The 24,588-nt window shown below is 42.4% G+C and carries 27 protein-coding genes; 9 read left to right on the forward strand and 18 right to left on the reverse strand.

What is annotated here, in order from left to right; translation table 11 throughout:
- Positions 1-2 precede the first annotated feature (2 nt).
- The 8 genes from rplT to petB form a co-directional block, all read right to left on the reverse strand.
- Positions 3-359, reverse strand: a complete 357-nt coding sequence (gene rplT, locus H6G14_RS12190) for a 50S ribosomal protein L20 (RefSeq protein ID WP_190567663.1) — start codon at positions 357-359, stop codon at positions 3-5.
- Between the two features lie 26 nt (positions 360-385).
- On the reverse strand, positions 386-583 hold the full coding sequence (gene rpmI, locus H6G14_RS12195; RefSeq protein WP_190567664.1) for a 50S ribosomal protein L35: 198 nt from the start codon (positions 581-583) through the stop codon (positions 386-388).
- An 83-nt stretch (positions 584-666) separates the two neighbouring features.
- A complete protein-coding gene (locus H6G14_RS12200; RefSeq protein ID WP_190567665.1) occupies positions 667-1,038 on the reverse strand; it encodes a hypothetical protein in 372 nt (123 codons plus the stop codon).
- 52 nt (positions 1,039-1,090) lie between these two features.
- Positions 1,091-2,260, reverse strand: a complete 1,170-nt coding sequence (locus H6G14_RS12205; protein ID WP_190567666.1) for a glycosyltransferase family 4 protein — start codon at positions 2,258-2,260, stop codon at positions 1,091-1,093.
- A 64-nt stretch (positions 2,261-2,324) separates the two neighbouring features.
- Positions 2,325-3,329: a GDP-mannose 4,6-dehydratase gene (locus tag H6G14_RS12210; protein WP_190567667.1), complete on the reverse strand. Its 1,005-nt coding sequence runs from the start codon at positions 3,327-3,329 to the stop codon at positions 2,325-2,327.
- Positions 3,330-3,784: 455 nt separating this feature from the next.
- Positions 3,785-4,228 (reverse strand): ATP-binding protein, encoded by a 444-nt coding sequence (locus tag H6G14_RS12215; protein ID WP_190567668.1) that lies wholly within the window; start codon positions 4,226-4,228, stop codon positions 3,785-3,787.
- 323 nt (positions 4,229-4,551) lie between these two features.
- Positions 4,552-5,034: a cytochrome b6-f complex subunit IV gene (gene petD / locus H6G14_RS12220; protein ID WP_011320162.1), complete on the reverse strand. Its 483-nt coding sequence runs from the start codon at positions 5,032-5,034 to the stop codon at positions 4,552-4,554.
- 172 nt (positions 5,035-5,206) lie between these two features.
- Positions 5,207-5,854, reverse strand: coding sequence for a cytochrome b6 (petB, locus tag H6G14_RS12225; RefSeq protein WP_010997571.1), 648 nt, complete (start codon positions 5,852-5,854; stop codon positions 5,207-5,209).
- Positions 5,855-6,222: 368 nt separating this feature from the next.
- Here petB and ctpA point away from each other — a divergent pair, with 368 nt between their 5' ends.
- Positions 6,223-7,476 (forward strand): carboxyl-terminal processing protease CtpA, encoded by a 1,254-nt coding sequence (gene ctpA, locus H6G14_RS12230; RefSeq protein WP_190567669.1) that lies wholly within the window; start codon positions 6,223-6,225, stop codon positions 7,474-7,476.
- Positions 7,477-7,626: 150 nt separating this feature from the next.
- Here ctpA and H6G14_RS12235 read toward each other — a convergent pair whose 3' ends face one another.
- Positions 7,627-8,313 (reverse strand): MBL fold metallo-hydrolase, encoded by a 687-nt coding sequence (locus tag H6G14_RS12235; RefSeq protein ID WP_190567670.1) that lies wholly within the window; start codon positions 8,311-8,313, stop codon positions 7,627-7,629.
- A gap of 276 nt (positions 8,314-8,589) precedes the next feature.
- Here H6G14_RS12235 and H6G14_RS12240 point away from each other — a divergent pair, with 276 nt between their 5' ends.
- Complete coding sequence (locus H6G14_RS12240) at positions 8,590-10,065, forward strand: site-2 protease family protein (protein ID WP_190567713.1); 1,476 nt, start codon at positions 8,590-8,592, stop codon at positions 10,063-10,065.
- Between the two features lie 294 nt (positions 10,066-10,359).
- Here the strand turns inward: H6G14_RS12240 and H6G14_RS12245 are convergent, their stop codons facing one another.
- From H6G14_RS12245 to H6G14_RS12275, 7 genes are all read right to left on the reverse strand, one after another.
- A complete protein-coding gene (locus H6G14_RS12245; protein WP_190567671.1) occupies positions 10,360-10,869 on the reverse strand; it encodes a YceD family protein in 510 nt (169 codons plus the stop codon).
- 163 nt (positions 10,870-11,032) lie between these two features.
- Complete coding sequence (locus H6G14_RS12250; RefSeq protein ID WP_190567672.1) at positions 11,033-11,551, reverse strand: Jag family protein; 519 nt, start codon at positions 11,549-11,551, stop codon at positions 11,033-11,035.
- A 3-nt stretch (positions 11,552-11,554) separates the two neighbouring features.
- Positions 11,555-12,697 (reverse strand): membrane protein insertase YidC, encoded by a 1,143-nt coding sequence (gene yidC / locus H6G14_RS12255; protein ID WP_190567673.1) that lies wholly within the window; start codon positions 12,695-12,697, stop codon positions 11,555-11,557.
- 206 nt (positions 12,698-12,903) lie between these two features.
- Positions 12,904-13,287: a PH domain-containing protein gene (locus H6G14_RS12260; RefSeq protein ID WP_190567674.1), complete on the reverse strand. Its 384-nt coding sequence runs from the start codon at positions 13,285-13,287 to the stop codon at positions 12,904-12,906.
- Positions 13,274-13,696, reverse strand: a complete 423-nt coding sequence (gene rnpA / locus H6G14_RS12265; RefSeq protein ID WP_190567675.1) for a ribonuclease P protein component — start codon at positions 13,694-13,696, stop codon at positions 13,274-13,276. The genes H6G14_RS12260 and rnpA overlap by 14 nt, the downstream gene beginning before the upstream one ends.
- Positions 13,697-13,721: 25 nt before the next feature.
- Entirely contained in the window at positions 13,722-13,856 is a 135-nt protein-coding gene (gene rpmH / locus H6G14_RS12270; RefSeq protein WP_010997562.1) for a 50S ribosomal protein L34, read from the reverse strand.
- Between the two features lie 146 nt (positions 13,857-14,002).
- Entirely contained in the window at positions 14,003-14,515 is a 513-nt protein-coding gene (locus tag H6G14_RS12275; RefSeq protein ID WP_190567676.1) for a DUF2808 domain-containing protein, read from the reverse strand.
- A 732-nt stretch (positions 14,516-15,247) separates the two neighbouring features.
- On the opposite strand from H6G14_RS12275, the gene H6G14_RS12280 reads away from it, so the two are divergent.
- Genes H6G14_RS12280 through H6G14_RS12290 form a run of 3 tightly spaced genes read left to right on the forward strand, consistent with a single transcriptional unit; the run spans position 15,248 to position 18,150 of the window.
- A complete protein-coding gene (locus H6G14_RS12280; RefSeq protein ID WP_190567677.1) occupies positions 15,248-16,417 on the forward strand; it encodes a Re/Si-specific NAD(P)(+) transhydrogenase subunit alpha in 1,170 nt (389 codons plus the stop codon).
- A 39-nt stretch (positions 16,418-16,456) separates the two neighbouring features.
- On the forward strand, positions 16,457-16,750 hold the full coding sequence (locus H6G14_RS12285) for an NAD(P) transhydrogenase subunit alpha part 2 (RefSeq protein WP_011320151.1): 294 nt from the start codon (positions 16,457-16,459) through the stop codon (positions 16,748-16,750).
- Positions 16,747-18,150, forward strand: a complete 1,404-nt coding sequence (locus H6G14_RS12290) for an NAD(P)(+) transhydrogenase (Re/Si-specific) subunit beta (RefSeq protein ID WP_190567678.1) — start codon at positions 16,747-16,749, stop codon at positions 18,148-18,150. Before H6G14_RS12285 ends, H6G14_RS12290 begins: the two co-directional genes overlap by 4 nt.
- Positions 18,151-18,234: 84 nt before the next feature.
- Here H6G14_RS12290 and H6G14_RS12295 read toward each other — a convergent pair whose 3' ends face one another.
- A complete protein-coding gene (locus H6G14_RS12295) occupies positions 18,235-19,389 on the reverse strand; it encodes a pentapeptide repeat-containing protein (RefSeq protein WP_190567679.1) in 1,155 nt (384 codons plus the stop codon).
- 530 nt (positions 19,390-19,919) lie between these two features.
- On the opposite strand from H6G14_RS12295, the gene H6G14_RS12300 reads away from it, so the two are divergent.
- From H6G14_RS12300 to H6G14_RS12310, 3 genes are all read left to right on the forward strand, one after another.
- Positions 19,920-20,237: a helix-turn-helix domain-containing protein gene (locus tag H6G14_RS12300; protein ID WP_190567680.1), complete on the forward strand. Its 318-nt coding sequence runs from the start codon at positions 19,920-19,922 to the stop codon at positions 20,235-20,237.
- Between the two features lie 27 nt (positions 20,238-20,264).
- Positions 20,265-20,690 (forward strand): DUF4351 domain-containing protein, encoded by a 426-nt coding sequence (locus H6G14_RS12305; protein WP_199326140.1) that lies wholly within the window; start codon positions 20,265-20,267, stop codon positions 20,688-20,690.
- A 359-nt stretch (positions 20,691-21,049) separates the two neighbouring features.
- A complete protein-coding gene (locus tag H6G14_RS12310) occupies positions 21,050-21,772 on the forward strand; it encodes a TerC family protein (protein WP_190567681.1) in 723 nt (240 codons plus the stop codon).
- A gap of 119 nt (positions 21,773-21,891) precedes the next feature.
- Here H6G14_RS12310 and ndk read toward each other — a convergent pair whose 3' ends face one another.
- Positions 21,892-22,341 carry a nucleoside-diphosphate kinase gene (gene ndk / locus H6G14_RS12315; protein ID WP_011320146.1) on the reverse strand — a complete coding sequence of 150 codons (450 nt, stop codon included), beginning with the start codon at positions 22,339-22,341 and terminating at the stop codon, positions 21,892-21,894.
- A 178-nt stretch (positions 22,342-22,519) separates the two neighbouring features.
- On the opposite strand from ndk, the gene speA reads away from it, so the two are divergent.
- On the forward strand, positions 22,520-24,535 hold the full coding sequence (speA, locus tag H6G14_RS12320; RefSeq protein WP_190567682.1) for a biosynthetic arginine decarboxylase: 2,016 nt from the start codon (positions 22,520-22,522) through the stop codon (positions 24,533-24,535).
- The last annotated feature ends 53 nt before the right edge of the window (positions 24,536-24,588 follow it).

Consider the following 24,588-nt stretch of genomic DNA (forward strand, 5'->3'; position numbering starts at 1 on the left):
CCTTAACCTTTAGCTTGAATTGCCAACTGTGCCACTTTGCCGAAGCTAGCAGGATCGAGGACTGCCAATTGTGCCAACATTTTCCGATTGAGTTGGATGTCGGCTTTTTTCAAGTTACCGATTAACTGACTGTAGCTGAGTCCATGTTGTCTGGCAGCAGCGTTAATCCGGGTAATCCACAGGCGGCGGAAATCGCGCTTTTTCTTTTTGCGATCGCGGTAAGCACTGCGGAGTGCCTTCATTACCTGTTGGTTAGCGGTTCTAAACAGAGTTGAGTGAGAACCACGGAAACCTTTAGCTAGTTTGAGAATTTTATTGCGGCGTTTACGAGCAACGTTACCGCGTTTTACGCGAGTCATATTTTATTCCTGAAAAAATTACAAATTTACAAATAAGGCAGCATTAAACGCACGTTTTCTTCGTCGCGCTCGTTAACAATTGCCATCTTGGAGTACTGGCGCTTTTTGTTGGTGGTTTTGTGTTCTAAAAGGTGGTTTTTGAAAGCTTTGCGGCGCACGATTTTACCAGTACCGGTGGCACGGAATCTTTTGGCTGCGGCTTTGCGTGTTTTTAGTTTAGGCATGGATTGGCTCTAATTCGACACAATCCCTCATTATATACTATTAAGTTCCTCTGGCTAGAGAGGCAAGCAAATATATCAACTGTTTAATCTTCCAATCGCTGGGATGGAACTTCAACGGCGGTAACATCAATTGTGCCTTCTGGGGCAAAGCGTTGAAAATGTCCTTTTTGTACAGTTAAGTTTTCTCCGCAATTAGGACATTGCAACTGGCTATTATTTAACCCTGTAAATTCATAACTACAGACGGGACATTGATCAGATACTAAATTGCGTTCCAGCCACCAGCGAAACCCAAAAAACGCCACAACAGGCGCTAAAAACAACAATCCCACTATAATCAACAAGGAATTTACCAACCAGCCCAAACCCAAGGAAGCTAGTAACCAAGCAATTGCTAACAGCGTTAGCCAAGGGCGGAAGTTTAAAAGATTCAATTGAGAATTGTTAAGGCTCATTTTAAATACTATCTTGCTCTCCTTCTAGGATAGCGAGTTTGGTCATTAGTCATTAGTTCTTACTGTGGACTAAAGACAAAAGCTGCTTTTGTAAAGCATCCATTCCGAAAAGTGCGATCGCCTGTTCGCGCAACCACTCTCCATCACAACGCTGATCGTCTCCTTGAAGAATTTCTAAACAAGCTGCGGCTACGGCTTCCGGGTTGCGATGGGGAACTCGCCAACCCAGTTTACCATCCTGCAAGGGGTCAGCCGAACCGTCATCATCACCAGACAGCACCGGGACACCACAAGCCATTGCTTCTAAATAAACGATCCCAAAACCTTCTTGTGAAGGCATAATATAGGCATCAGCTAGGCGGTAATGTGCCATTAGTTGTTCAGTAGGGACAAAACCTGCAAAAATCACGCGATCGCTTACACCTAAATCTTGGGCTAACTGTGCCAACCTCGGTTGGTCATCACCACGACCAATCACTAAATATTTTACTTCTGGAAACGCCTGGATAATTTTCGGCAATGCCCGAATTGTGACATCCACGCCTTTATATATATCTCCTGACCAAAGTCGTGCTACGGTCATTAATACTTTGGCATCGGTTAAGCCATATTTCTCGATTAATTCTGGTTGTTTTGCTCCTGGAGTAAATTTATTGCCATCTATGGCACAAGGCAACATTTTCACCTTATGAGGATCTATACCATTAACGGCACAGGCGCGATCGCGGCTATAGCGACTAATCGTCCAAATTTCCTCTGCTGCGGCTAAAGCGCGGCGTTCTTGATTTTTTAACGGTTCCCAAAATTCTTTGCCATAGGTGAGGATAGTGTAGGGAATACCTAACGGTTGGCAAAGTGTCTGTACTAAAACTGCTAGCTTAATATGCCCACAAAAGACCCTCTGTGGTCTTCTCTGCAATAAAAATTTTAGTAGCACCCCAGCCATTTTGATTCTGCCTATTTGGGGTGATTGATTTTGGAAGTAATGAAATTTTAAATTATTGGATGTAAAAGGGTTTGAGCAGTCAGGGCTATCCCGTAATAACAACACTTCTGCTTGATAACCTTGACTCAAGCCTGAATACGCCCGAAAAATATCCTTGACATAAGATTGAATTCCCCCTTCCTGCTTAAAAACCTCTAAGAACAAGAAGATATGGTTGGCTTGTTCATTGGAAGTTTTGCCTAAACTTATTTGTTCTTCCACTGTATCAATTGGCATTGAGATTCTTTATTATTGATTTTTAGAGGTAGTAGGGTTATGGGTGCAAATGCGCTACGGTATCCTAATCTACCAGTAATTTTCCTTCTGGTGCTTGGGCGATCGCACCGCTTTGTAATCTTTCTACATCTGTTTGCACCATTTTCTCTAAAAGTCCCTCAAAGCTAACTTCCGTTTCCCAACCGAGGTTCTTTTTAGCTTTGATAGGGTTAGCTACGAGCTGAAAATGTTCGTCTTGTCTGAGCAAATCTGTATTAATCACTACATGATTTTGCCAATTTAGTCCCACCGACTCGAAAGCAATAGACACTAATTCTTTAACGCTGTGTAGTTTTCCCGTACCTATAACATACTCTTCTGGTTCCTCTGCTTGCAACATCAGCCACATAGCTTTGACGTAATCGCCAGCAAATCCCCAATCGCGTTTAGCATCTAAATTACCCATTTCCAAAGTCTGGACTAAACCCAACTTAATGGATGCAGCAGCCAAAGAAACTTTACGCGTGACAAATTGAGGCGGGCGTAAAGGTGACTCATGGTTATATAAAATACCGCTACAGGCAAATAGGCCATAACGCTGTCTGTGATGCACCATCGTCCAGTGGGCGTGTAGCTTTGCTGCTGCGTAGGGATTTTTGGGACGAAAGGTGGTTTCTTCATCCTGGGGAGAAGATAAAACATCCCCAAACATTTCGGAACTACTAGCTTGATAGAATCTTGTAGATAAACCAACCTGTCGGACTGCATCTAACAGTCTCGTAGCCGTCCCAGTAATTAAATCCAAAGTTCCCAACGGGTCTTTCCACGAATCAGGAACAAAACTAGGCGCAGCCAAATTATAAATTTCTTGGGGACGCAATTGCTCCACCGCATTTAACAATGCTACAGGATCTCTCAAATCAACATTATATATTTCTACCTTGGTTGCCAAATCCCCTAACTTTGCCAAATTCGGTTGGCGGTGTGGTGATACTAATCCCACTACTCGATAACCTTGATTGAGGAGCAAATGGCTGAGATAGTAGCCATCTTGACCAGTAATACCTGTAACTAAGGCTGTTTTAGTCATATCCTCTTCCCCATCCCCTCTTTGACCACTAAAGAGCTACAGCAGGCTAGGAAAAAATTACTGAGCATTTACGATATCTACCGATTAACATCTCAGTTCAATTTCCCGCCCACGATAATTTTGCCTAATTTTAACAAAGTATTAACAGCAACTCGTATGCTAACTCTACTACCATCAGTATGATTTTTTATACAAAATTTCTCTTAACTTGCAGCTATTTACTTAGGTTAAGTGAAGAAGTCACGAAATAAAGAGGATCAGTTAGACAACTTAAGGAAACACCAAAAAATCAATCCTCCGAAATTGATGATTTGGTAGGGTGCGCTACTTATGAATAATTTCTGAGTGTATTTAGGTTTTGTCGCAAGTAGCGCATCCTAAATCTTGCATATTTTTAATATTTTTTTATCTGGAAGTGCCTAAGTAAAAATTCTTACTCATCGTCCCTCACTCCCCTAATATTGCCCTTCCTTGGCATACTTAACTATGACTAAACAATTCCTACCATCCTCGCTACGTTCGTAGACTACACGGTCAGCCAAGCGCCGGAGGAGAAACCAGCCATAGCCTCCCACTTGTAGAGTACCTGGTACTGGTTCAGCGATCGCATCCGGATCAAACGGGTTACCATGATCCCAAATTCTAATTTCTATTTTGTTAATCCATAGACTAACCTCAATTTCTATAGTCGTTTCTGGCGGCAAAGCACGATGTGCATGACGAACTGCATTGGTAAAGCCCTCTGCTAGTGCTAAGTTGAGGCGATAAAGTTGACCTTCTGTCCAGCCGAGTTGAAACAGGTATTTGAGGGAAAAGTCCTCAAACCATTGTTGTACTTGGTTAAGGAGCTTCAGTTCGCTCTTAATTGTTAGATGGTCGTGCTGCATGATGCCAAGCATTGACCGTAGCTTTCATGTAATTATGAGTAAGAATTTTATGTAATCTATCGTCTTTAGTCTATTTTAGTTTTGGGATGATTTTTTGCATCCAAAGCTAAAAATTTAATTTGGTCATTAGTCATTGGTCAACACTAGGAACTCTATCTCAGCAACCCCTATCACTAAAATTGACACCTGTTTCGGGTTTTCAGGAGCGCATATCCTTGATATGAATGACATTTTCGACTACATACACCTTTATGGTGACTTGTCATTAGACATCATAACTTCCAGATATACGCTCCTGAAACCTACAGGTGTCAAGAAGCTTCTAGGTGACTAGCTTAGAACAATCCTAAGGTCAAAGATTTGTCCAATGGTAGCGCAGCACCAATACCCAACCACAGGGTTACCAAGGTTCCAAACAAGAACACTGTGGTTGCAACTGGACGACGGAAGGGGTTTTGGAACTTGTTGACGTTCTCAATGAAGGGAACGAGGATTAATCCCAAGGGTACGGAAGCCATTGCTAATACTCCCAACAATTTGTTAGGAAGCGATCGCAAAATTTGGAATACTGGGTACAAATACCACTCTGGTAAAATTTCCAGTGGTGTAGCGAAAGGATTTGCTGGTTCGCCTGTCATAGCGGGGTCTAGTACGGCTAGAGCCACGATACAAGCGAATGAACCCATGATTACAATTGGGAATACATACAGCAAGTCGTTGGGCCAAGCTGGTTCACCATAGTAGTTGTGACCCATGCCTTTGGCGAGTTTAGCTCTTAACGTAGGATCGCTCAGATCGGGTTTTTTTTGTGTAGCCATTTTTGAATGCGCTCTCCTGCTTAAAATTCAGTTAAAGCCTTGATCAAACCTTGATTGAGGTTTTTTGACAGCTCTCAGTTTTCAGATACTAGTGTTTTTGACTTATGAGTCTTAATTGCTGATTTTTCATCAGTTTAAAACAAACTACTGGCTCTGAAAACTAGTTGCTGGATTACAAAGGCCCGGAAATACCTTGCTTGCGGATCATCAAGAAGTGGAACAGCATAAATACTGCAATCAACCAAGGTAGTACAAAGGTGTGGGCGCTATAGTAGCGGGTCAGGGTTGCTTGACCAACACTGGAGCCACCACGCAGTAGGTCGGAGATGAGTACACCGACTACAGGAATCGCTTCGGGTACACCGCTAACGATTTTCACAGCCCAGTAGCCTACTTGATCCCAAGGTAGAGAATAGCCTGTAACACCGAAAGAAACGGTGATGACAGCGAGGATCACACCACTTACCCAGGTTAATTCACGGGGCTTTTTGAAACCACCAGTTAGGTAGACGCGGAAGACGTGCAGAATCATCATCAACACCATCATGCTGGCAGACCAGCGATGAATGGAGCGAATTAACCAACCGAAGTTCACCTCGTTCATAATGTATTGAACGGAGGAGTAAGCTTCAGCAACTGTTGGCTTGTAATAGAACGTCATAGCGAATCCAGTGGCGAACTGGATTAGAAAGCAAACTAGGGTAATACCACCCAAGCAGTAGAAAATGTTGACATGGGGAGGGACGTATTTGCTTGTGACATCTTCAGCAATTGCTTGGATTTCTAAGCGTTCCTCAAACCAGTCGTAAACGTTGGCCATACAATCTCAAGTTCCTAAAAATCGGTTGCGGTTGATTCAATCTCCCAATTGGCAATTTTGGGATTTTCTTTTAAGAGGAGTTTTTCGTCTGTTTTTCACTCTTGCAGAATGTCAAGAGTTTTCACAAACTTAACACTCTGTAAATATGGAATATATTGCGTTCTCTTTGCAAGCCAACCCGATTGGTGGGTACAAAGTAGATCATAATCCTTTTGGTAAAGGGGATGCACTAATATCAGATGCCTTAACAACTTGATGAGAATAATGCACCACTTCTATAAAAAAAGTAACATAGTCGAGAGATAGATTTCATTATTGATCGTGCAACTGGGCAATTCTAGGCAATTTCGGTTGAGGTAAAACTGCAAATGGGGTTCATGCAAAAACAGTTTTTTCGGCTAGGATTTTCGCTATTAGTGGCTTTGAGTTTGGCTGTAGGAGTATTAGTTCAACCAGCCACAGCATTAACGGAGGAACAGAAACTAGTTTCGGAAGTGTGGCGAATTGTCAATCGCTCTTATTTGGATGAGACGTTTAACCATCAAAATTGGGCGAATGTGAGACAGAAGGCATTGGAAAAGCCCCTGACAGACCATAAAGCTGCTTATGGGGCTATTCAGAATATGCTCAAGACTTTAGGTGATCCTTTTACGAGATTTTTAGACCCTGAGCAATACCGCAGCTTACAGGTTAGTACTTCTGGAGAACTGACCGGAGTGGGTTTACAAATCGCCTTAAATCCCCAGAGTGGAAAGTTGGAAGTAGTTTCTCCCATTGCGGGTTCGCCGGCAGATCAAGCGGGTATTAAACCACGCGATCGCATTGTGAAAATTGAAGGCATTTCCACAACAGATTTGACTCTTGACGAAGCAGCCACCAGGATGCGCGGCCCCATAGGTAGTTTAGTCACGCTTGTAATTGAACGTGAGGGAGAAGGGGAAAAAGAAATCAGAATAGTGCGCGATCGCATCGCTCTTAACCCTGTTGTGGCAGAATTACGTTCATCCCCAGAAGGTAAACCTTTCGGCTATCTTCGCCTCACTCAATTCAATGCCAATGCCTCAATGGAATTAGCACACGCTATTTCTAGTCTAGAGAAAAAAGGTGCTGCTGCCTACATTTTAGATTTGCGTAATAATCCAGGTGGTTTACTGCAAGCCGGCATTGAGATTGCCCGTCAGTGGTTAGATTCCGGCACAATTGTCTACACCGTCAATCGCCAAGGTATTCAGGGTAGCTTTGAAGCTTTTGGGCCGGCCTTGACAGAAGATCCATTAATAATTTTAGTTAACCAGGGAACCGCCAGTGCTAGCGAAATTCTCGCCGGCGCACTCCAAGATAATGGCCGCGCTCAGTTGGTCGGTGAAACTACCTTTGGCAAGGGCTTAATCCAGTCTTTATTTGAATTATCAGATGGTTCTGGCTTGGCGGTGACAATTGCTAAGTATGAAACTCCTAATCACAGAGATATAAACAAGTTAGGCATTAAACCAGATACAGTTGTGACCCAGCAAATACTCACCCGCGATGAAATTGCCACAGAAACAGATTTGCAATATCAAGCAGCGTTGGATCTGTTGAGTAAAAATTCTGTAGTAGCCGGGATTGGGAATAAAGGCTAAGAAGCTGGGGAGCAGGGAGCAGGGGGCAGGGGAGAAAAATTCGCTCATTTCCTCTGCCATCCGGGTTTCCAGCCCCTCTCTTATGAAGTTCAGATGCCTGCGGCAAGCCGCTTGCGCGTCTACGGAGGAAACCTCCGCTCTGACTCCGCGCTAAATTAGCGGTTGTGTTTGTAGTAAAGCTTTTAAATCCAAAGAGGCTAGGCGCTGGTAGGCTGTGTCTATGGAGCGTTTACCTCTGAGGAAACCAGTGTTAGCACCGGGACAGATGTATTGCAGGGTTTCTGGGGTAAAAGTTTCTAAGATTGTTTGTAAGCTCTTAATTTGTCGGGGCCAATGAAAAGTTTTAGCGGTGCGTAACGGAACGGGTTCGCCTTGTTGGTTGGGAAGTAAATGGCGACCGGAAAATAGTACACCGCCCTGGTAGTTATAGTACAAGCAAGAGGAGCCGGGAGAGTGTCCGGGTGTCCAGATAACTTGGACTGTGGGGGTGATGGAGAGTTCTTGAGTGAAGGTAGTGACAGTTAAGCCTGGTAACAAATAGGCTTCTTGTTCTTGAATAATAACTTCACAGCCAGAATTTTGTTGAATTTCTGCTGTTCTCCCAATAGCGCCGCGATGGGTGAGAAATAACCATCTTACGCCACCATGCGATCGCAAAAAATCTAAATTTGTTTGATCTAAGGCGGGACAATCTATGAGGATATTCCCTTCATTTCCTACAATGAGATAAGAGGTTCCCCCTAATGTGTCCCGATTTGGTGGAAAAGCAAAAATACCGTCCAAGACATCCCGTGGTGACTTAGTTATATGACTAGGCTGTTGAGGTAAGGGACACATAAGAAAAACCAAACCTGAGGAGTTGTGAAAATATAGTTACAGAGTTGAATTTGTTTTCGTCGGTAGTTAGTGGTCAGTGGTTTTCGATATGTGAAAACCAACCAATCAAGGGACGAGGTATTAAACCAGATCCAAAAACAACTGACGTGCAAAGAGTTAATCAACCTTGTTGAGCTTTATCTAAAAATCTGGGGTCGCTGGTCTGCTTTGCTTTGTAGCGGTGGCTGTGGTGCTAACACTACTTGCACGGCTTCTTTCAAAATTACTGTAGAAAACATGACATTCTGGTTTCTCCTCCTATTGGGAATAGCTACTTATTTGATGGTGCAGCGCAGTGTTGCTAACATCACCAAGACACCCATCTGGCTGTTATGGCTGGTGTTGATGACACCTGCGTTGGTTTTAACTGGATGGACACTAGTTTATGGGGTAAAACAACCGCCGCCGCCAGCACTGATATTTTGGCCGTCAATTCTCTGCCTTTTGTTATACTGGCTCTTGTTTCAGTGGGGACGGCAATTGCCAAGGGAGACACAAACTGCACCCCAATCCACAGAATCACAATCGGCTAATCATCCTACCGCAGAACCAGTGCCTGTACGTCCCATTGAACCCACGGAAGAAACCCAGCTGCGAAACTGTTTTCCCTGGTCTATTTACTACGTCCAAAACATTGAGTATAGACCCCAGGCGGTGATTTGCCGAGGGCAGTTGCGAACTACACCAACTCAAGCTTACCAGCAGATTAGAGCTAACATTGAAGCTCAATTTGGCGATCGCTTCTTGCTCATCTTTCAAGAAGGTTTTAATGGTAAGCCGTTCTTCGTATTGGTTCCCAACACCCAAGCTGCTAAAGCCAATACGAGAAAATCTGAACAACTAACACGCCCAGGATTGGCTTTATTGCTGTTAGTAGCTACTTTAGTAACAACCACCTTAGTAGGTGTAAAAATCGCCGGTATTGACCCTACAAGGCTACAATCTGACCCGAAACTACTTTTACAGGGATTACCCTATGCTTTAGCTTTAATGACTATCTTGGGTATCCATGAGATGGGTCATTACCTGACAGCTAGATTTTATAAAATTCGCTCGACCCTGCCCTACTTTATCCCTATACCTTTTTTCTTGGGAACTTTTGGTGCATTTATTCAAATGCGGAGTCCAATTCCCAACCGTAAGGCTTTATTTGATGTTGGTATTGCTGGGCCTCTAGCTGGGTTTATCGCTACATTACCCCTAGTTATTTGGGGTTTGGCTCATTCAGATTTGGTTCCCTTGACTGAAAACACTGGTTTGTTAAACCCTGACGCACTGAATCCTAAATATTCAATTCTTGTGGCGTTACTAGCTAAATTAGCTTTAGGAAGTGCCTTAACAGCAAAATTAGCGATTGACTTACACCCAGTCGCAGTGGCTGGTTTTTTGGGATTAATTGTCACAGCATTAAACCTTATGCCCGTGGGACAATTAGATGGTGGTCATATTGTCCATGCGATGTTTGGGCAAAGAACGGCTATGTTTATCGGTCAAATTGCCCGCCTGTTGCTGTTGTTGCTATCTTTAGTTCAATCTGAATTTTTCGTATGGGCAATTATCTTATTGTTCATTCCCTTAGTCGATGAACCAGCTTTAAATGATGTGACTGAACTGGATACCAAGCGCGATATTTTAGGTTTGTTGGCAATGGCTTTATTGGTGATAATTGTGTTGCCAATGCCAGAGGCGATCGCTAATTTATTACAAATCTAAATATCACAAGGAATAATTTATTTTGCATATAAAGCAAGTTAGTAGTGAGAACTTTAATTTTTGACATACTCCCCCGAATCTACTTCTCTACGAGACGCTGCGCGGACGCTAGATTTGGGGGATTCTAGGCTCAAAGAGCGATTGCATTCCTATGAGTTTTAAAGTCTCAAAACTAGAGAATATCAAACCTATCGGTTCAATCCGATACTAGTTTCCAGAACCAATCACGACGACTGTTAGAAATCGCGTCTCTTTTGTACAGACGCGATTAATCGCTTCTATGGGAAAATATTACTATCCAGGTAAATGTTTTTTCAGTGCCTTCAACCCAGACCAACGATTATCAATTCCTTGATCTGAACTTTCAGCGCTATTATCAGTTAAAATGCCCGGACAATTAATTTCACATAATTGGCGTTGTGGCAACGCTAAACACATTTGTTCATACAACCATTCGCTGGGATAAAAATAACCATTAGGCGATAAGGTCTCTAGCAAATCTTCCATCGCTACTTCCCGTTCTAAGGGTAAGTTTTGCTCTTGCTCGACAGCCTCATCCAACCAAATAACTTCTTGAGTATCTACGGCTAAACGCTGATTGTACTGCTGTAAGCAGCGATTGCAGGTACAAGTAATAATTGCTTCGGCCTGTGCTGAAACTTGCAGGTAATTACCATGATGCTGTACGCGGACGAGGCCACGTACAGGTGTCAAAGTCTCCAACCCTGGCAGAAACTCTTTAACTTGAACTTCCTCTGTCCGCTCCGGGGCTTTAGTTAGCTGCGGAATAAAGATTGCGTCCATAGGATCTGTAAAACATCATTACAAGAATTTATGTCAATTATCAGCAATTCTGCTGATAATCCATTTTTAGTTTAGCTTTTAGGAAGAATAAATATGCAGACTGGGGATTGGGGACTAGGTAAAATATGTATTTTCTAACCTCTAGCCTCTAAATTCTAGCCTCTCATAATTCATTCACAGCCGGACGCACAACTAAATGACGATGGGGTTCTTTACCACGGCTAAAGGTTTCTAAATCGCCAAAGTCTTTTAGGAAAGTGTGTACTAAACGCCGTTCCGCAGAACTGAGGGATTTAATCTCCACTTCTTGACCTGTAGAACGTACCTGCTCGGCGGCTGTTTCTGCGATTTCTTGAATTTCGGCTTGTCTTTTAACCCTATAACCGTTCAATTCTACTGTGTAGGAAGCTTGTCCTTCCTGGGGTTGATTGATATTGAGAGTGGAATTAACTAAATACTGAATTGCATCTAATACAGAGCCATCAGCACCAATTAAAGTTTGAACTTGCTGTGGGTTTAAATTGGTTTCGTCAATCGTCAACCAGTAGCCATCTGTTTCTTGGGAATCTTCGTTGTGAGATTGAGCAGTTTCTACACTACCGTGAATCTCAGCTGATACCCCAGTGAGTTCCAGCAGTGATTGTAACCACTGCTGACCTCGCTGCATGGGATTGTTGCTCATTTATCAACCTGTGGTCTTTTTCTTGGAACTTTTTGGCTCAAAAGGTAATGTCTTTTGTTCAGCCACCGCTTGTTTTTCCTGAGTTTCTACAATTTTTTGTATTTCCTCTGGTAAAGGTTCACGGGAGAGGATATAGGTTTGTAAGGTTTGGAAAACGTTACCAATCACCATGTACATGAGTACACCAGCCGGCAGAGGGAAAAACAAAAACATCCCAGAAAAGATTACAGGAGTAATTTTGTTGACCGTATCCTGTTGGGGATTCCCACCGCTAGAATTTTGCCCAGAAAGCATTTGGCTAAAGTAAAGGCTGATACCAAAGAAGACGATCATTCCCACGATATCCCAGTGGATGGTGTTATCGGGGTCGATTGCGCCTACTCTACCTAAAGCATCAATGAATAAAAATCCTTTATCTGCCGCTAATCCGGGAATTGTACCCTGAATGGTGACATCTCCTGGCTGTAAGGCTTCTATATTACCCTCGGCATCGATTTTAATTCGATCTTCACCCTTGGTAATTTTCCATTCAGGCGACAGTTTACTCTCTGGGTGTTCGGCCAATAAAACTGGGAATGGTTTACCGTCAAGGGTCTGATATTGAATTTTAGTTTTTTCGCCTACCGCTAACTTATTACCACCAGGGAGGATGGCTGTAACTTTGGTATGCTCCCCGTCTGCAATGTAAATATTTTGGGGGGGAGTGGCGAACGCTTGGGGTTGGATGCGTTCGATTTGCTCAGAGGGGAAGATTTGCAGGTTAACAGAGTAATTAACTCCAGCAAATGGTGAACCCCGCAAGGTGGCAAACAAAGCTAACAGGACTGGCATTTGCAGCAGTAACGGTAAACATCCGGCTAAGGGGTTGCCAAACTCCTTCTGGACGTTCATCATTTCTTCTTGCTGCTTCTGCGGGTCATCCTTATAGCGCTCTTTAATTTCTGCCATCCGCTTTTGCATTAGGGGTTGCACAATTCGCATTTTCCGCATATTGCGAATTTGACCAGCACTCAGGGGATAGAGCGCAAAGCGGATTATCAATGTTAAGGCAACGATCGCCAATCCATAGCTCGGCACAACGCTATAGAAAAAGTCTATGATCGGCAACATTACGTTGTTCGAGAGAAACCCGATACCAAAATCCATTATTCTGAATTCAACCTGAGGTACTGTAAACTGAACTGAATCTAATTTATCTAAATCGGGATGACTATGCGACTATCTTCTGCTACGGATAGCCGCACAAGATGATAAATGGGGAGTAGTGAGTAGTGTTTGGTAATGGGGAATTTTCTGAATTTTTTATTTTATATAAGCAAATCTTCTATTCCCTACTCCCCACTCCCTATTCCCTACTTCGCAGTATATTGAGGATTTCTGGCAGCAATTTTTTCATTAATGTAGTCATAAACTTCGCGGAAATTGGGAACAGCCCGCAATTCTAAACGACTACCGTTTCTTAAAGTAACTACCATATCTCCCCAAATCCCAAGACCACGGGGAACTTTGACTATCTTGGTAATTTCTGAATAAATTACATCCGAGCGATCGCGTCCCATCCAACCACCCATCACAGATATTCTGCGATCGGTGATGCGGTAGCGTAACCATAATGCTCTCACAATTGCTCCAACTGCTAAGGGAATACCTACAACAGTTAGCCCAACTAGTATATTCAAAATTAGATCCCCAATGTGGGGGCCGCCTTCATAATAAACTTCTTCACGAATGCCCATGTAATACCTCAGTTTGTGCCAACAACTGCTCTAATTCTTGCAGAAATTGCTGGCTTCCGCACTTACTTTCTGCGGCTGTTGGCTTCACAATTACTACTAATTTCCACCCTGGTGCTAATCTAGGCAATAATTGCTGCATAGCAGCCGTAATTTGCCGTTTTATGCGGTTACGCACTACCGCTCGCTTACTAACTTTGGTACTAATCGAGACACCAATCAGCGTACTAGGTATATTTTGTACTTCATCTACTGGTTGGGTTTGAGTGGCAGTATCCAAAGAAGACTTTCTGGCAGATGACGGTTTTAATGCTCGCAATGTGAAATGTGAGCTGTTTCGTCTCAGCCCTTCTCGGAAAACTGCCTGAAAATCATGCCGGGATTTTAATCGATTTGCTTTGGGCAATGCCACAGCTATTCTTTGCGCCTAAAATACCCTACACGCTCAAACGATGACGACCTCTCTTTCTTCTGGCTCTGATGACGTTTCTGCCATCTGGAGTCCGCATTCTGGCACGGAACCCAGAAGTTCTTTTTCTCTTACGGTTTGTCCCACCGAGCGTTCTCTGCATACTTTTGTCCTCTTAGACGATTTTTTATAAAAAATCACAATCTATTATCTTATCACTGTGGATAGCTAATAGTCTATAAAGAAGTAATTAGGGAGCAGTGGTTGCTGAGTAAGCATTTCTCCCTTAACTGCCTCTATACCTCTCAATTAATTGATGCTTAAAATCCAAGTTCCCAAGTATCGTAGTAAGGGGACATCTCCAGGTGAGAGAATTTGACAATTGAAGTAAAAAGTTCCACCAAATGCTGGGTTACGTACATTGGAAAGGACTAACTCTACTCTGCTACCTGCTGGTACTGGCTCTTCGGGGAAAATCTCCAACAGGCGACCTTCTCTATCCCATTTCACTTCGGATACAGGAACTTTTTTGCCTCCCACTCTGATTTCAATATCTTTGGTGTCAAAACTTCCTTTATAGTAATCTGGGTAGGTAATGGCAAATTGAGCAGCTGCCAATTTCATTTTCTGGGCAGGAATCCTTAATATATATCTATCCCAGCTATTGCTCTGCCCACCAAAATCTAAACGAAAGGGTAGCTGATTTTCGCTTTTAACACCACTAAACAATGTAAATCCAGGTAGACTTTGTGCCGAGGTAATAGTTGGTAAGCCGGCTATTACACAACTAGTCACGGCTAAAGCTGAAAGTAAACGTTTCATAATTAAGGCTCCTCCACCAAGTTAATTTTATAGATATCACGAGACTTACGCATAAAAGCACTCAATCAAGGTTTTACGTAAGGTTTCTGTCATTTTTGCTTTATGTGATACACTTTAGACGTTCGGTGGAGGCAAAAAGTGCCATTTTTTCTGAAATCACAACTGTTGGTAAAAATACTAGTACTTAAAGTAAATAGAAACACACTTAATAAGTGATTTTGTTTCTAAATATGTACAAGTGTATCTTAATTTAGGTTGTTTGTTATAAAAATTGAGCTATCTAATTAGCGATCGCCTGTTAAGTTGAGATAGATTGGTAAAAATCAGCTTGCATCATATCAATAACCATTCAAAAAATAACTAAACATTTGTTAGAAAATAATCAAGCTAGAAAAAATATAAGTTTGCTGAATATTGCGGTATGTAAGAGAAAAGAGACATAAAGATTTTGCAATCCCGAAAATAAGCTAAAGAGAAGGATAAAACTTGGGGTATCAAAATAGAATTTGCAATATGTAAGCGATTGGCAACTATCAGCAAATTGGAAATTTGCCAGATGCTCAGAAAAGCTTTGTCTGTTGCATCACCACAGTCAAGGGGAACGCTCAAGTTTCAATCAAAAAGGAAAATCAATTTTTCATAGCTCGGAGTAAGAGCCATGATTTAGTGACATTCCTCATAAGCAAAGTTGCAGACTTTGCAGAGATTAGGTATTTATCTTCAGGAGATTTCATGAGAATAGCAGTTGCTAAAGAAATTGAAGTTTGTGAACGACGTGTAGCCTTAAATCCTGACACTGTTGCCCGATTGGTAAAACAAGGTTTAGAGGTTTGGGTAGAAGCAGGTGCAGGAGAGCGATCATTTTTTGATGATGCTGCCTATGTAGCAGCAGGAGCGACAATTGTTAGCGATTCCGGTAAATTATGGGGCGAAACAGATGTTTTGTTGAAAGTTAGCCCACCGCAAGAACGCGAAGATGGACGCTTAGAAATTGATTTATTAAGGGAAGGTGCTGTTTTAATTAGCTTCCTGAATCCCTTGGGCAATCCTGTAGTGGCGCAACAACTGGTGAATCGTAAAGTCACAGCCTTGAGTATGGAACTGATCCCCAGAACTACAAGGGCGCAATCGATGGATGCTTTATCTTCACAAGCGTCACTGGCGGGTTATAAAGCGGTATTAATTGCGGCGGCGGCGTTACCCAAGTATTTCCCCATGTTGACAACAGCCGCAGGGACAATTGCCCCAGCTAAAGTATTTATTATGGGTGCTGGTGTTGCAGGATTGCAAGCGATCGCCACCGCCAGACGTTTGGGCGCAGTCGTAGAAGCCTTTGATATTCGTCCGGCTGTAAAAGAAGAAGTGCAAAGCTTGGGGGCAAAATTCGTCGAAGTCAAACTCGAAGAAGAAACCACAGCCCAAGGTGGTTACGCCAAAGAAATTTCTGAAGCCAGCAAACAGCGCACTCAGGAAGTTGTGGCGGAACACGTCAAAAATTCTGATGTAGTAATTACAACTGCCCAAGTCCCAGGTAGAAAAGCACCACTGTTAGTTACAGCAGAAATGGTTGCACAAATGAAACCCGGTTCAGTGATTGTAGATTTAGCGGCTGAACAAGGTGGTAACTGTGCTTGTACTGATCCTGGTAAAGATATTGTTTGGAATGGGGTGACAATTATCGGCCCGATTAATCTCCCTTCATCAATGCCAGTTCATGCCAGCCAACTGTATTCCAAAAACCTCACATCTTTACTGCAACTACTAATTAAAGATAAAGCGTTACAAGTAGATTTTACAGACGACATCATTGATGCTGCTTGCATTACCCATGCAGGGGAAATTCGCAATCAACGCGTCAAGGATGCGTTACAAGCTTCGGCTACTCAACTAGTTAGAGATTAGAGACTTGAGACTAGCCTCTCAATAATTAAGGAGTTTTAAATGACAGAGGCATTAATTGCAGCTTTGTTTGTATTTGTGTTGGCATCATTCATAGGTTTTGAAGTCATCAACAAAATACCACCCACTCTACATACACCCCTAATGTCAGGCTCAAATGCAATTTCTGGCATTGCTGTGATTGGGGCGATAGTAGCAGCCGGAGAAAGAAACACCAATTTATCCGTAATTCTGGGTTTGATTGCCGTGATTTTGGCGACAGTCAACGTAGTCGGTGGGTTTCTCGTTACCGATAGAATGTTGCAAATGTTCAAGAAAAAGGAGATTAAGGCGTGAGCGACTTTTTACCAACTGGAATACAGCTGACGTACTTAGTCGCTGCATCCTTATTTATTCTGGGGTTGAAAAAATTAGGTTCCCCAGCTACAGCGCGTAACGGAAATGTAGTTGCGGCTGTGGGGATGTTGTTGGCAATTGTTGCCACAATGTTAGATCAGCACGTCCTCAATTATGAAATGATTTTGTTAGGTTTAGCGATTGGTTCAGGTATTGGTGCGATCGCTGCCTACAAAGTCCAGATGACAGAAATGCCCCAAATGGTGGGTTTACTCAACGGTTTGGGCGGTGCAGCTTCGGCGTTAGTTGCTGTGGCTGAGTTTTGGCGGTTGCTGGATGCTGGCGCACCTGTACCCTTAGATGTCAACATTTCCATGTTGTTGGATGTGTTGATTGGTGGTGTCACCTTCACTGGTAGTTTCCTCGCCTTCGCCAAATTGCAAGGATTAATTAGCGGTTCGCCAATTACCTTTCCCTTGCAGCAACCATTTAACCTTTTGCTTTTGGGTGCGTATCTAGCAGGAAGTGCCTATTTAATCGTCACACCAGATAGCTTACCTGTATTCTTAGCAGTCGTTGCAGTCTCCCTAGTTTTGGGTGTGATGTTCGTCATCCCCATTGGTGGGGGCGATATGCCGGTGGTAATTTCGCTGTTGAACTCCTTGTCAGGTATCGCGGCGGCGGCGGCTGGTTTCGTGGTGATGAACAATATGTTAATCATCGCTGGTGCATTGGTGGGGGCTTCCGGTTTAATTTTGACGGAAATCATGTGTAAAGCCATGAACCGTTCCCTGTTCAGTGTCCTATTCAGCGCCTTTGGTTCAGGAAGCGCTACTGGTGGTGTTGGGGCTACTGGTGCAACAGATCAAAGCGTCCACAGCATCGATCCCGAAGAAGGCGCGATGATGTTGGGTTATGCCCGTTCTGTGGTGATTGTTCCTGGTTATGGGATGGCTGTAGCTCAAGCACAACATAGTGTGAGAGAGTTGGCAGACCAATTAGAACGGATGGGCGTTGATGTTAAGTATGCCATTCACCCCGTTGCTGGGAGAATGCCCGGACACATGAACGTGTTGTTAGCCGAGGCAAATGTGCCATACACCCAGTTGTATGACATGGAAGATATTAACCCCCAATTTGAGCAAGCGGATGTGGCTTTAGTAATTGGGGCGAATGATGTAGTCAATCCGGCGGCGCGCAGTGATACCGCTAGCCCAATTTATGGGATGCCAATTTTGGAAGTAGATAGAGCGAAGCACACTATTGTAATTAAGCGCGGAATGAGCGCAGGTTTTGCCGGTGTAGATAATGAGTTGTTCTACAAAGATAAAACTACGATGCTTTTTGGTAGTGCGAAAGATATGGTGGCGAAGTTAGTTTCTGAAGTGAAGCAACTTTAGGAAATTAACAATAATTTGGATGATTTACTTGCCTTGGAGGTGTGATGCTTCTGGGGCAAGTTTTTTTCACAGACTATTTCGAGGCTATAAATTATTTGTACTAATTACAGTTGTGTCTGTTAAACCTATTTGTTTGCAAAATTCAGGGTCATAGTAGGCTTTCTCCCAATTAATAGCTTTGTTGATAATTTGAGTTGGAAAAAGGTTTTCTGCTTTGTATAAGTGAGCCTCCAGAAGGTTTGCTGCTACTAAGTCAGTATCATTGAAATTAACTTCATTAAGACTTGTGTAACTGAGGTCAGCATTACCTAAATTAGCTCCCGTTAGATTGGCTCCAGTAAGGATACTGTGAAATAAGTTGGACTCTCCAAGTTCAGCATTGCTTAATTTGGCTTTTCCTAAGTTAGCCTTTTTAATAACAGCTTTATAAAAGATAGAATTTTCAAGTTCTGCTTCTACAAGGTAAGCATAGCTGAGGTTAGCTCTTCTAAAATCCACTTTTTTTAGGTTAGCTGAACCAAGTTTAGCTCCCCTAAGATTACTGCCACTCAAATCTAAAGAAATTGTCTCTTTTGTTTCAGGATCTTCACGTCTACCAATAACAGTCAGAACTGCTTGAATATCTGTTGGTAGTGGAACATAAGGTTCGTCTTCTAAGTTGTTTACTGTATTGTAAGGGTATTGATAAGGAGACTTTTCTCGCACATAAGCTGTGAGAATTTCCATTATCTGCCAGTAATCTTGAGCAGAATCTTTTGAAATTCTTTCTAGTAAATAAATTGCACCTAAGCGAACATGAATATCTTGATGCCCTAACATCTCAACCGCTTTGGCAAAACGTTCTGTAAGTTGTTTATCTTGTGTAGCTTTTAGGTTTAATTCAGCAACTTTTGCATCTGCTATTTGTTTATCTTGTATGGCTTTTAGGTTTAATTCAGCAACTTTTGCATCTGCTATTTGTTTATTTTGTGCGGTTGTTAAGTTCCCCTCGGCAACTTTTAAGTTTCGCCACGTAAAATAAGCTGTACTCAGGAAAAATAATCCTCCGAAACCCTGGATTATGGTGACACGATAAGCATTTTCGATTTCAAAACGCTTTGTACGAGTAAGCTTTGCATCGCCAACTATCCAGCGAGGAACAAATATCGCTATTAAAATACAAATAATTGCGAATAGAGCTAATATGAGTTCTGGCTTTGGAAAGAATATAGATTTATTACTATCTTTTATTTTATTCATGGAAATATACAAGATTTATATTAAATATGAAAGTTTAGTAATTTATCCTTTAAGCATTGATATTATGCTTACTATTTATCTTGGCATAATTCCATCTGAACATATTGGTTGTGCAGTAAAATTTAAGCACATAAATTTACTACAGGTATCACCTTTAATGTTCCCTCTTTACTTTACGTCTCCATAATTCTTTAAAAACGGCAATGCTTACCGTGGGTGTGACATGATACAAATTTAATCATGATAGACCACGGTCGCCTGTTTAAAAAACTATTAACTACCTTCTTTTGGAAGTTCATCGGCTTATTCTTCCCAGAGATATAAATTCTCCACTTTTAGCCCCTTCCCTACAAGGGAAGGGGTTGAGGTTAGGTTCCGTCGAACTCACGTTAAATTCAGCAATGAGCCAATACTGAGCAGCTGTGTCTATGCTATTTTTACTCTAATGTTATCCAAGCAATTACTGGCTTATACATCAGATGAGCTTGAGCAGGCAAAAAGTATCAATGCGTTAATAGAGGTGATTTGTAATGCGTCAGAAGAAATCAGCAATTCTTGAAGCAGTTCATGAGACAGCGAAAGACCTACACAAAGCTGGACTAATGAATCAAACTACATTGCGCGAATTTGAACACCTATGCCTACCTCCTATTGAGCCTCTAGAACCACTACAAATTAAGGAAATACGGGAATCATCTCAAGTTAGTCAAGCTGTTTTTGCACGCATTTTGAATATAAGTACTTCAACAGTTCAAAAATGGGAAATAGGACAAAAGCGGCCTACTGGGGCATCTCTTAAGCTACTGCACTTGGTAAAGAATCGTGGGTTAAACAGTCTGCTGTATTAAAATTTTTGGCTCGAAAAATTTAACAAATTGCACCAAAGAGTAAAATCTGAGTGTCTACGTCTTTTAGCTATGTTGCAGTTAGATGCAGCACGGATGCAGTTAATTTCTGGGTTTATTGACACCTACCTACGCCTAAATGCCCAAGAAACAGAAATTTTTCAGTCTGAAATTGCACAATTTGAACCAACTCAACAAGAGGTAGTTATGCAGATCGTTACTAGTTGGATGGAGGAAGGAATACAACAAGGAGAATTAAAAGTAATCCAGCGTCAATTAACAAGACGAATTGGTGATATTACCCCTGAATTACAAGAGCGAGTGCGGGGATTATCGTTAACTCAGTTAGAGGATTTAGCTGAAGCATTACTAGATTTTTCTACTGAAGCTGATTTAGTAACTTGGTTGCAACAGCAGCAGTCAGATTATATTTCACCATGCGATCGCTCTTTTTAATTCATTATGCGCTCTCTGTAGTTTGTGGAAAAAGCGATCGCTAATTTGACGAGTGAGTCAGATTTAAAATAATGGCTAATGTTTAAGAAAAAAATTTTTAAACTATTTTATTTTTGATAACGCTTTTCTAATTTATTTTGAATTTTGCATTGATTCATGATTTCTCTGTGTTCTCCGCGCCTCTGGGTGAACTAAAAAAGTGAGACTTGCGGTAAACCACACTAACGCTTAGATTCTGGACTTACCAGAACTCACCCCCTACAGGTTAAGCTGGATAAAAGTAGCAATTTGTTGCACTTTCTTATACGAGATTGGCTATCCCTGCTAATTTTTAATTTTCACTGCTTGAGAAATCTGGAATGCTAGACCAAATTTTTGACTACCTGCACTTTCATTTCAGCGTTGAAGCCTCTATAGTCCTGCTGATATTAGTATTACTAGAGGCGGTACTATCAGCAGATAACGCGATCGCCCTCGCTGCGATCGCCCAAGGGTTAGAAGACAAGAAGTTGGAACGCCAAGCCCTCAACATTGGTTTGGTTGTCGCCTATGTGCTGCGAATAACCTTGTTGTTGACTGCCACTGAGGTACAAAAGTTCTGGCAATTTGAACTTCTGGGTGCGGCTTACCTGCTATGGCTTGTATTTCAACACTTTACCTCAGAAGAAACTGAAGACGACCATCACCACGGCCCGCGTTTTGCTAACTTGTGGCAAGCGATACCTGTGATTGCATTTACCGACTTAGCCTTTTCCTTGGATAGCGTAACAACAGCGATCGCCGTATCTCAAGAAACTTGGCTAGTAATCACTGGGACAACTATTGGTATTTTCACCCTGCGATTTATGGCAGGATTATTTATTCGTTGGTTAGATGAATTTGAAAATCTAGAAGACGCAGGTTATATCACTGTAGCGTTAGTAGGTTTGCGTCTGTTATTGAAGGTCGTCAACGATGATTTTGTCCCACCAGAATGGTTAATGATTGCGGCGATCGCCCTAATATTTACCTGGGGCTTTTCCAAGCGAACTGTCATTGAATCACCACAAGTAGAAGTGGAAAAAAGTGAAGTATCGAAGTAAGGGGACTGGGGGAGCCAATTCAAAATTCAAAATTCAAAATTCAAAATTAAGAACTAAGAACTAAGAATTAATGGCTCCTTACCGAATTCACTACTCAGTACTCCCCACTCTCTAACTAATTACTCGTGCAACCAAGGTGTTAAATGGGGTTGCCAATTGACTAATTCTGCATCTGTAAACCATAGGCTTACTTCTTTTTGTGCGGTTTCTGGCGCATCAGAACCGTGGATGAGATTGCGACCGATGTTAATGCCAAAATCGCCCCGAATTGTTCCGGGTTCTGCTGTCAGAGGATTGGTCGCACCAATAATTTTTCTCGCAGAAGCAATCACGCCATCACCTTCCCAAACCATCGCTACCACCGGGCCAGAGGTAATGAATTCCACTAAGCTAGGAAAGAATGGTCTTTCGCGGTGTACGCCATAATGTTGTTCAGCCAATTCTTTACTGACTTGGAGGAACTTCAAACCCACAAGGGTAAAACCTTTTGTTTCAAAGCGACGGATAATTTCTCCAACCAGTCCACGCTGTACGCCATCAGGCTTAATTGCTAAGAATGTGCGTTCCAAAACTATCTCCCAAAACTTAATAAAATTTTTATTTGGTCAGCAGTCAACAGTCAACAGTCAACAATTAACTACTGACCAATCAGAGTTTATCTCAGAAATTATCTCTGAGTGCATATCAGTTCTTATACGAATGCGTTAAATTGTTTATTCGTGGGTGAAACACAGAGGTCAGGAAGAAATGGGTGTTGAGTCAACTGCTACATCTGACGAGGTGGTAAAAGTACCAGCCAACGCAAACAAGTTGGAGGGGAAAAATCACAAGCAGAAAAAGCTGCTACCAACGAATGCGCCAGGAGATGTATCTCGCGCTTGGAAGATTGAAGACAGCGAAGCTTTATACCGGATTGAAGGTTGGGGACAGCCTTATTTCTCGATTAATGCGGCTGGTCACGTTACTGTTTCTCCCAAAGGCGATCGCGGCGGTTCTTTGGACTTGTTTGAATTGGTCAATGCTTTGAAACAACGCAGTTTGGGTTTACCCTTACTGATTCGTTTTTCGGATATTTTAGAGGATCGTATTGAACGTTTAAACGCTTGTTTTGCCAAGGCGATCGCTCGCTACAATTACCCTGGTGTATATCGTGGCGTATTTCCTGTCAAGTGCAACCAGCAACGGCATTTGATTGAAGATTTAGTGAGATTTGGCAAGCCACATCAGTTTGGTTTAGAAGCTGGTTCCAAGCCGGAGTTAATGATTGCTTTGGCTTTATTAGATACCCCTGGATCTTTGCTAGTTTGCAACGGCTACAAAGACCGGGAGTATGTGGAAACGGCCATGTTATCCCAAAGACTAGGCCAAACACCAATTATCGTCCTAGAACAGGTAGAAGAGGTCGATTTAGTGATTGCGGCTAGTCACCAATTAGGTATTAAGCCGATTTTGGGAGTACGGGCAAAATTAAGCACCCAGGGAATGGGACGCTGGGGTACATCCACAGGCGATCGCGCTAAATTTGGCTTGACAATTCCCGAAATTATCCAAGCAGTTGATAAGTTACGTGATGCTGACTTGCTGGATTCTTTGCAATTAATGCACTTCCATATTGGTTCGCAAATCTCCGCCATCAATGTGATTAAAGATGCCATCCAAGAAGCTAGCCGGATTTACGTAGAATTAGCATCTTTGGGGGCTAATATGAAATACCTGGATGTTGGCGGCGGCTTGGGTGTGGATTATGACGGTTCTCAGACTAACTTCTACGCCTCCAAGAACTACAATATGCAGAACTATGCCAACGACATCGTGGCAGAGTTAAAAGATACCTGTGCAGAGAAACAAATTCCCGTACCAACACTGATTAGTGAAAGTGGTAGAGCGATCGCCTCCCATCAATCAGTACTCATTTTCGATGTTCTCAGTACTAGTGATGTCCCCCGCGATAACCCAGAACCACCAAAAGAAGGTGAATCCCCAGTTATTAATTACCTGTGGGAAACTTATCAATCCATCAACAAAGAGAACTATCAAGAGTTCTACCACGACGCTACCCAATTCAAGGAAGAAGCCATTAGCCGCTTTAACTTGGGAATTTTACGCCTGCGTGAACGAGCCAAAGCTGAACGTCTTTACTGGGCTTGTTGTCAAAAAATTTTAGACATTATTCGTCAGCACGATTACGTACCTGATGAGTTGGAAGACCTAGAAAAAATCATGGCTTCCATCTACTACATTAATCTTTCAGTGTTTCAATCAGCACCAGATTGCTGGGCGATCGATCAACTGTTCCCAATTATGCCCATCCATCGCCTAGATGAAGAACCAACGCAGCGAGGAATTTTAGCAGACCTCACCTGCGATAGTGATGGCAAAATTGATCGCTTTATCGATCTACGGGATGTCAAATCTGTGCTAGAGCTGCATCCCTTCCAACCGGGAGAACCCTATTATATGGGAATGTTCCTCAATGGTGCTTACCAGGAAATTATGGGGAACTTACATAACTTATTCGGTGATACCAACGCCGTTCATATCCAATTAACACCCAAAGGCTACCAAATTGAACACGTAGTCAAAGGCGATACCATGAGTGAAGTGGTGAGCTACGTCCAATATGACTCCGAGGACATGGTAGAAAATATCCGCCAACGTTGCGAGCGGGCGTTAGAAGAAAAGCGCATTACCTTAGCCGAATCCCAGCGCTTACTCCAGACTTACGAACAAAGTCTCAGAAGATACACATACTTAAATAGTTAAAAATCAATAGTCAATAGTCTAAAGTCCATCGTTGACTATTGACTATTGACTAT

The sequence above is a fragment of the Nostoc parmelioides FACHB-3921 genome, from assembly GCF_014696625.1.
Taxonomy (GTDB): domain Bacteria; phylum Cyanobacteriota; class Cyanobacteriia; order Cyanobacteriales; family Nostocaceae; genus Trichormus; species Trichormus parmelioides.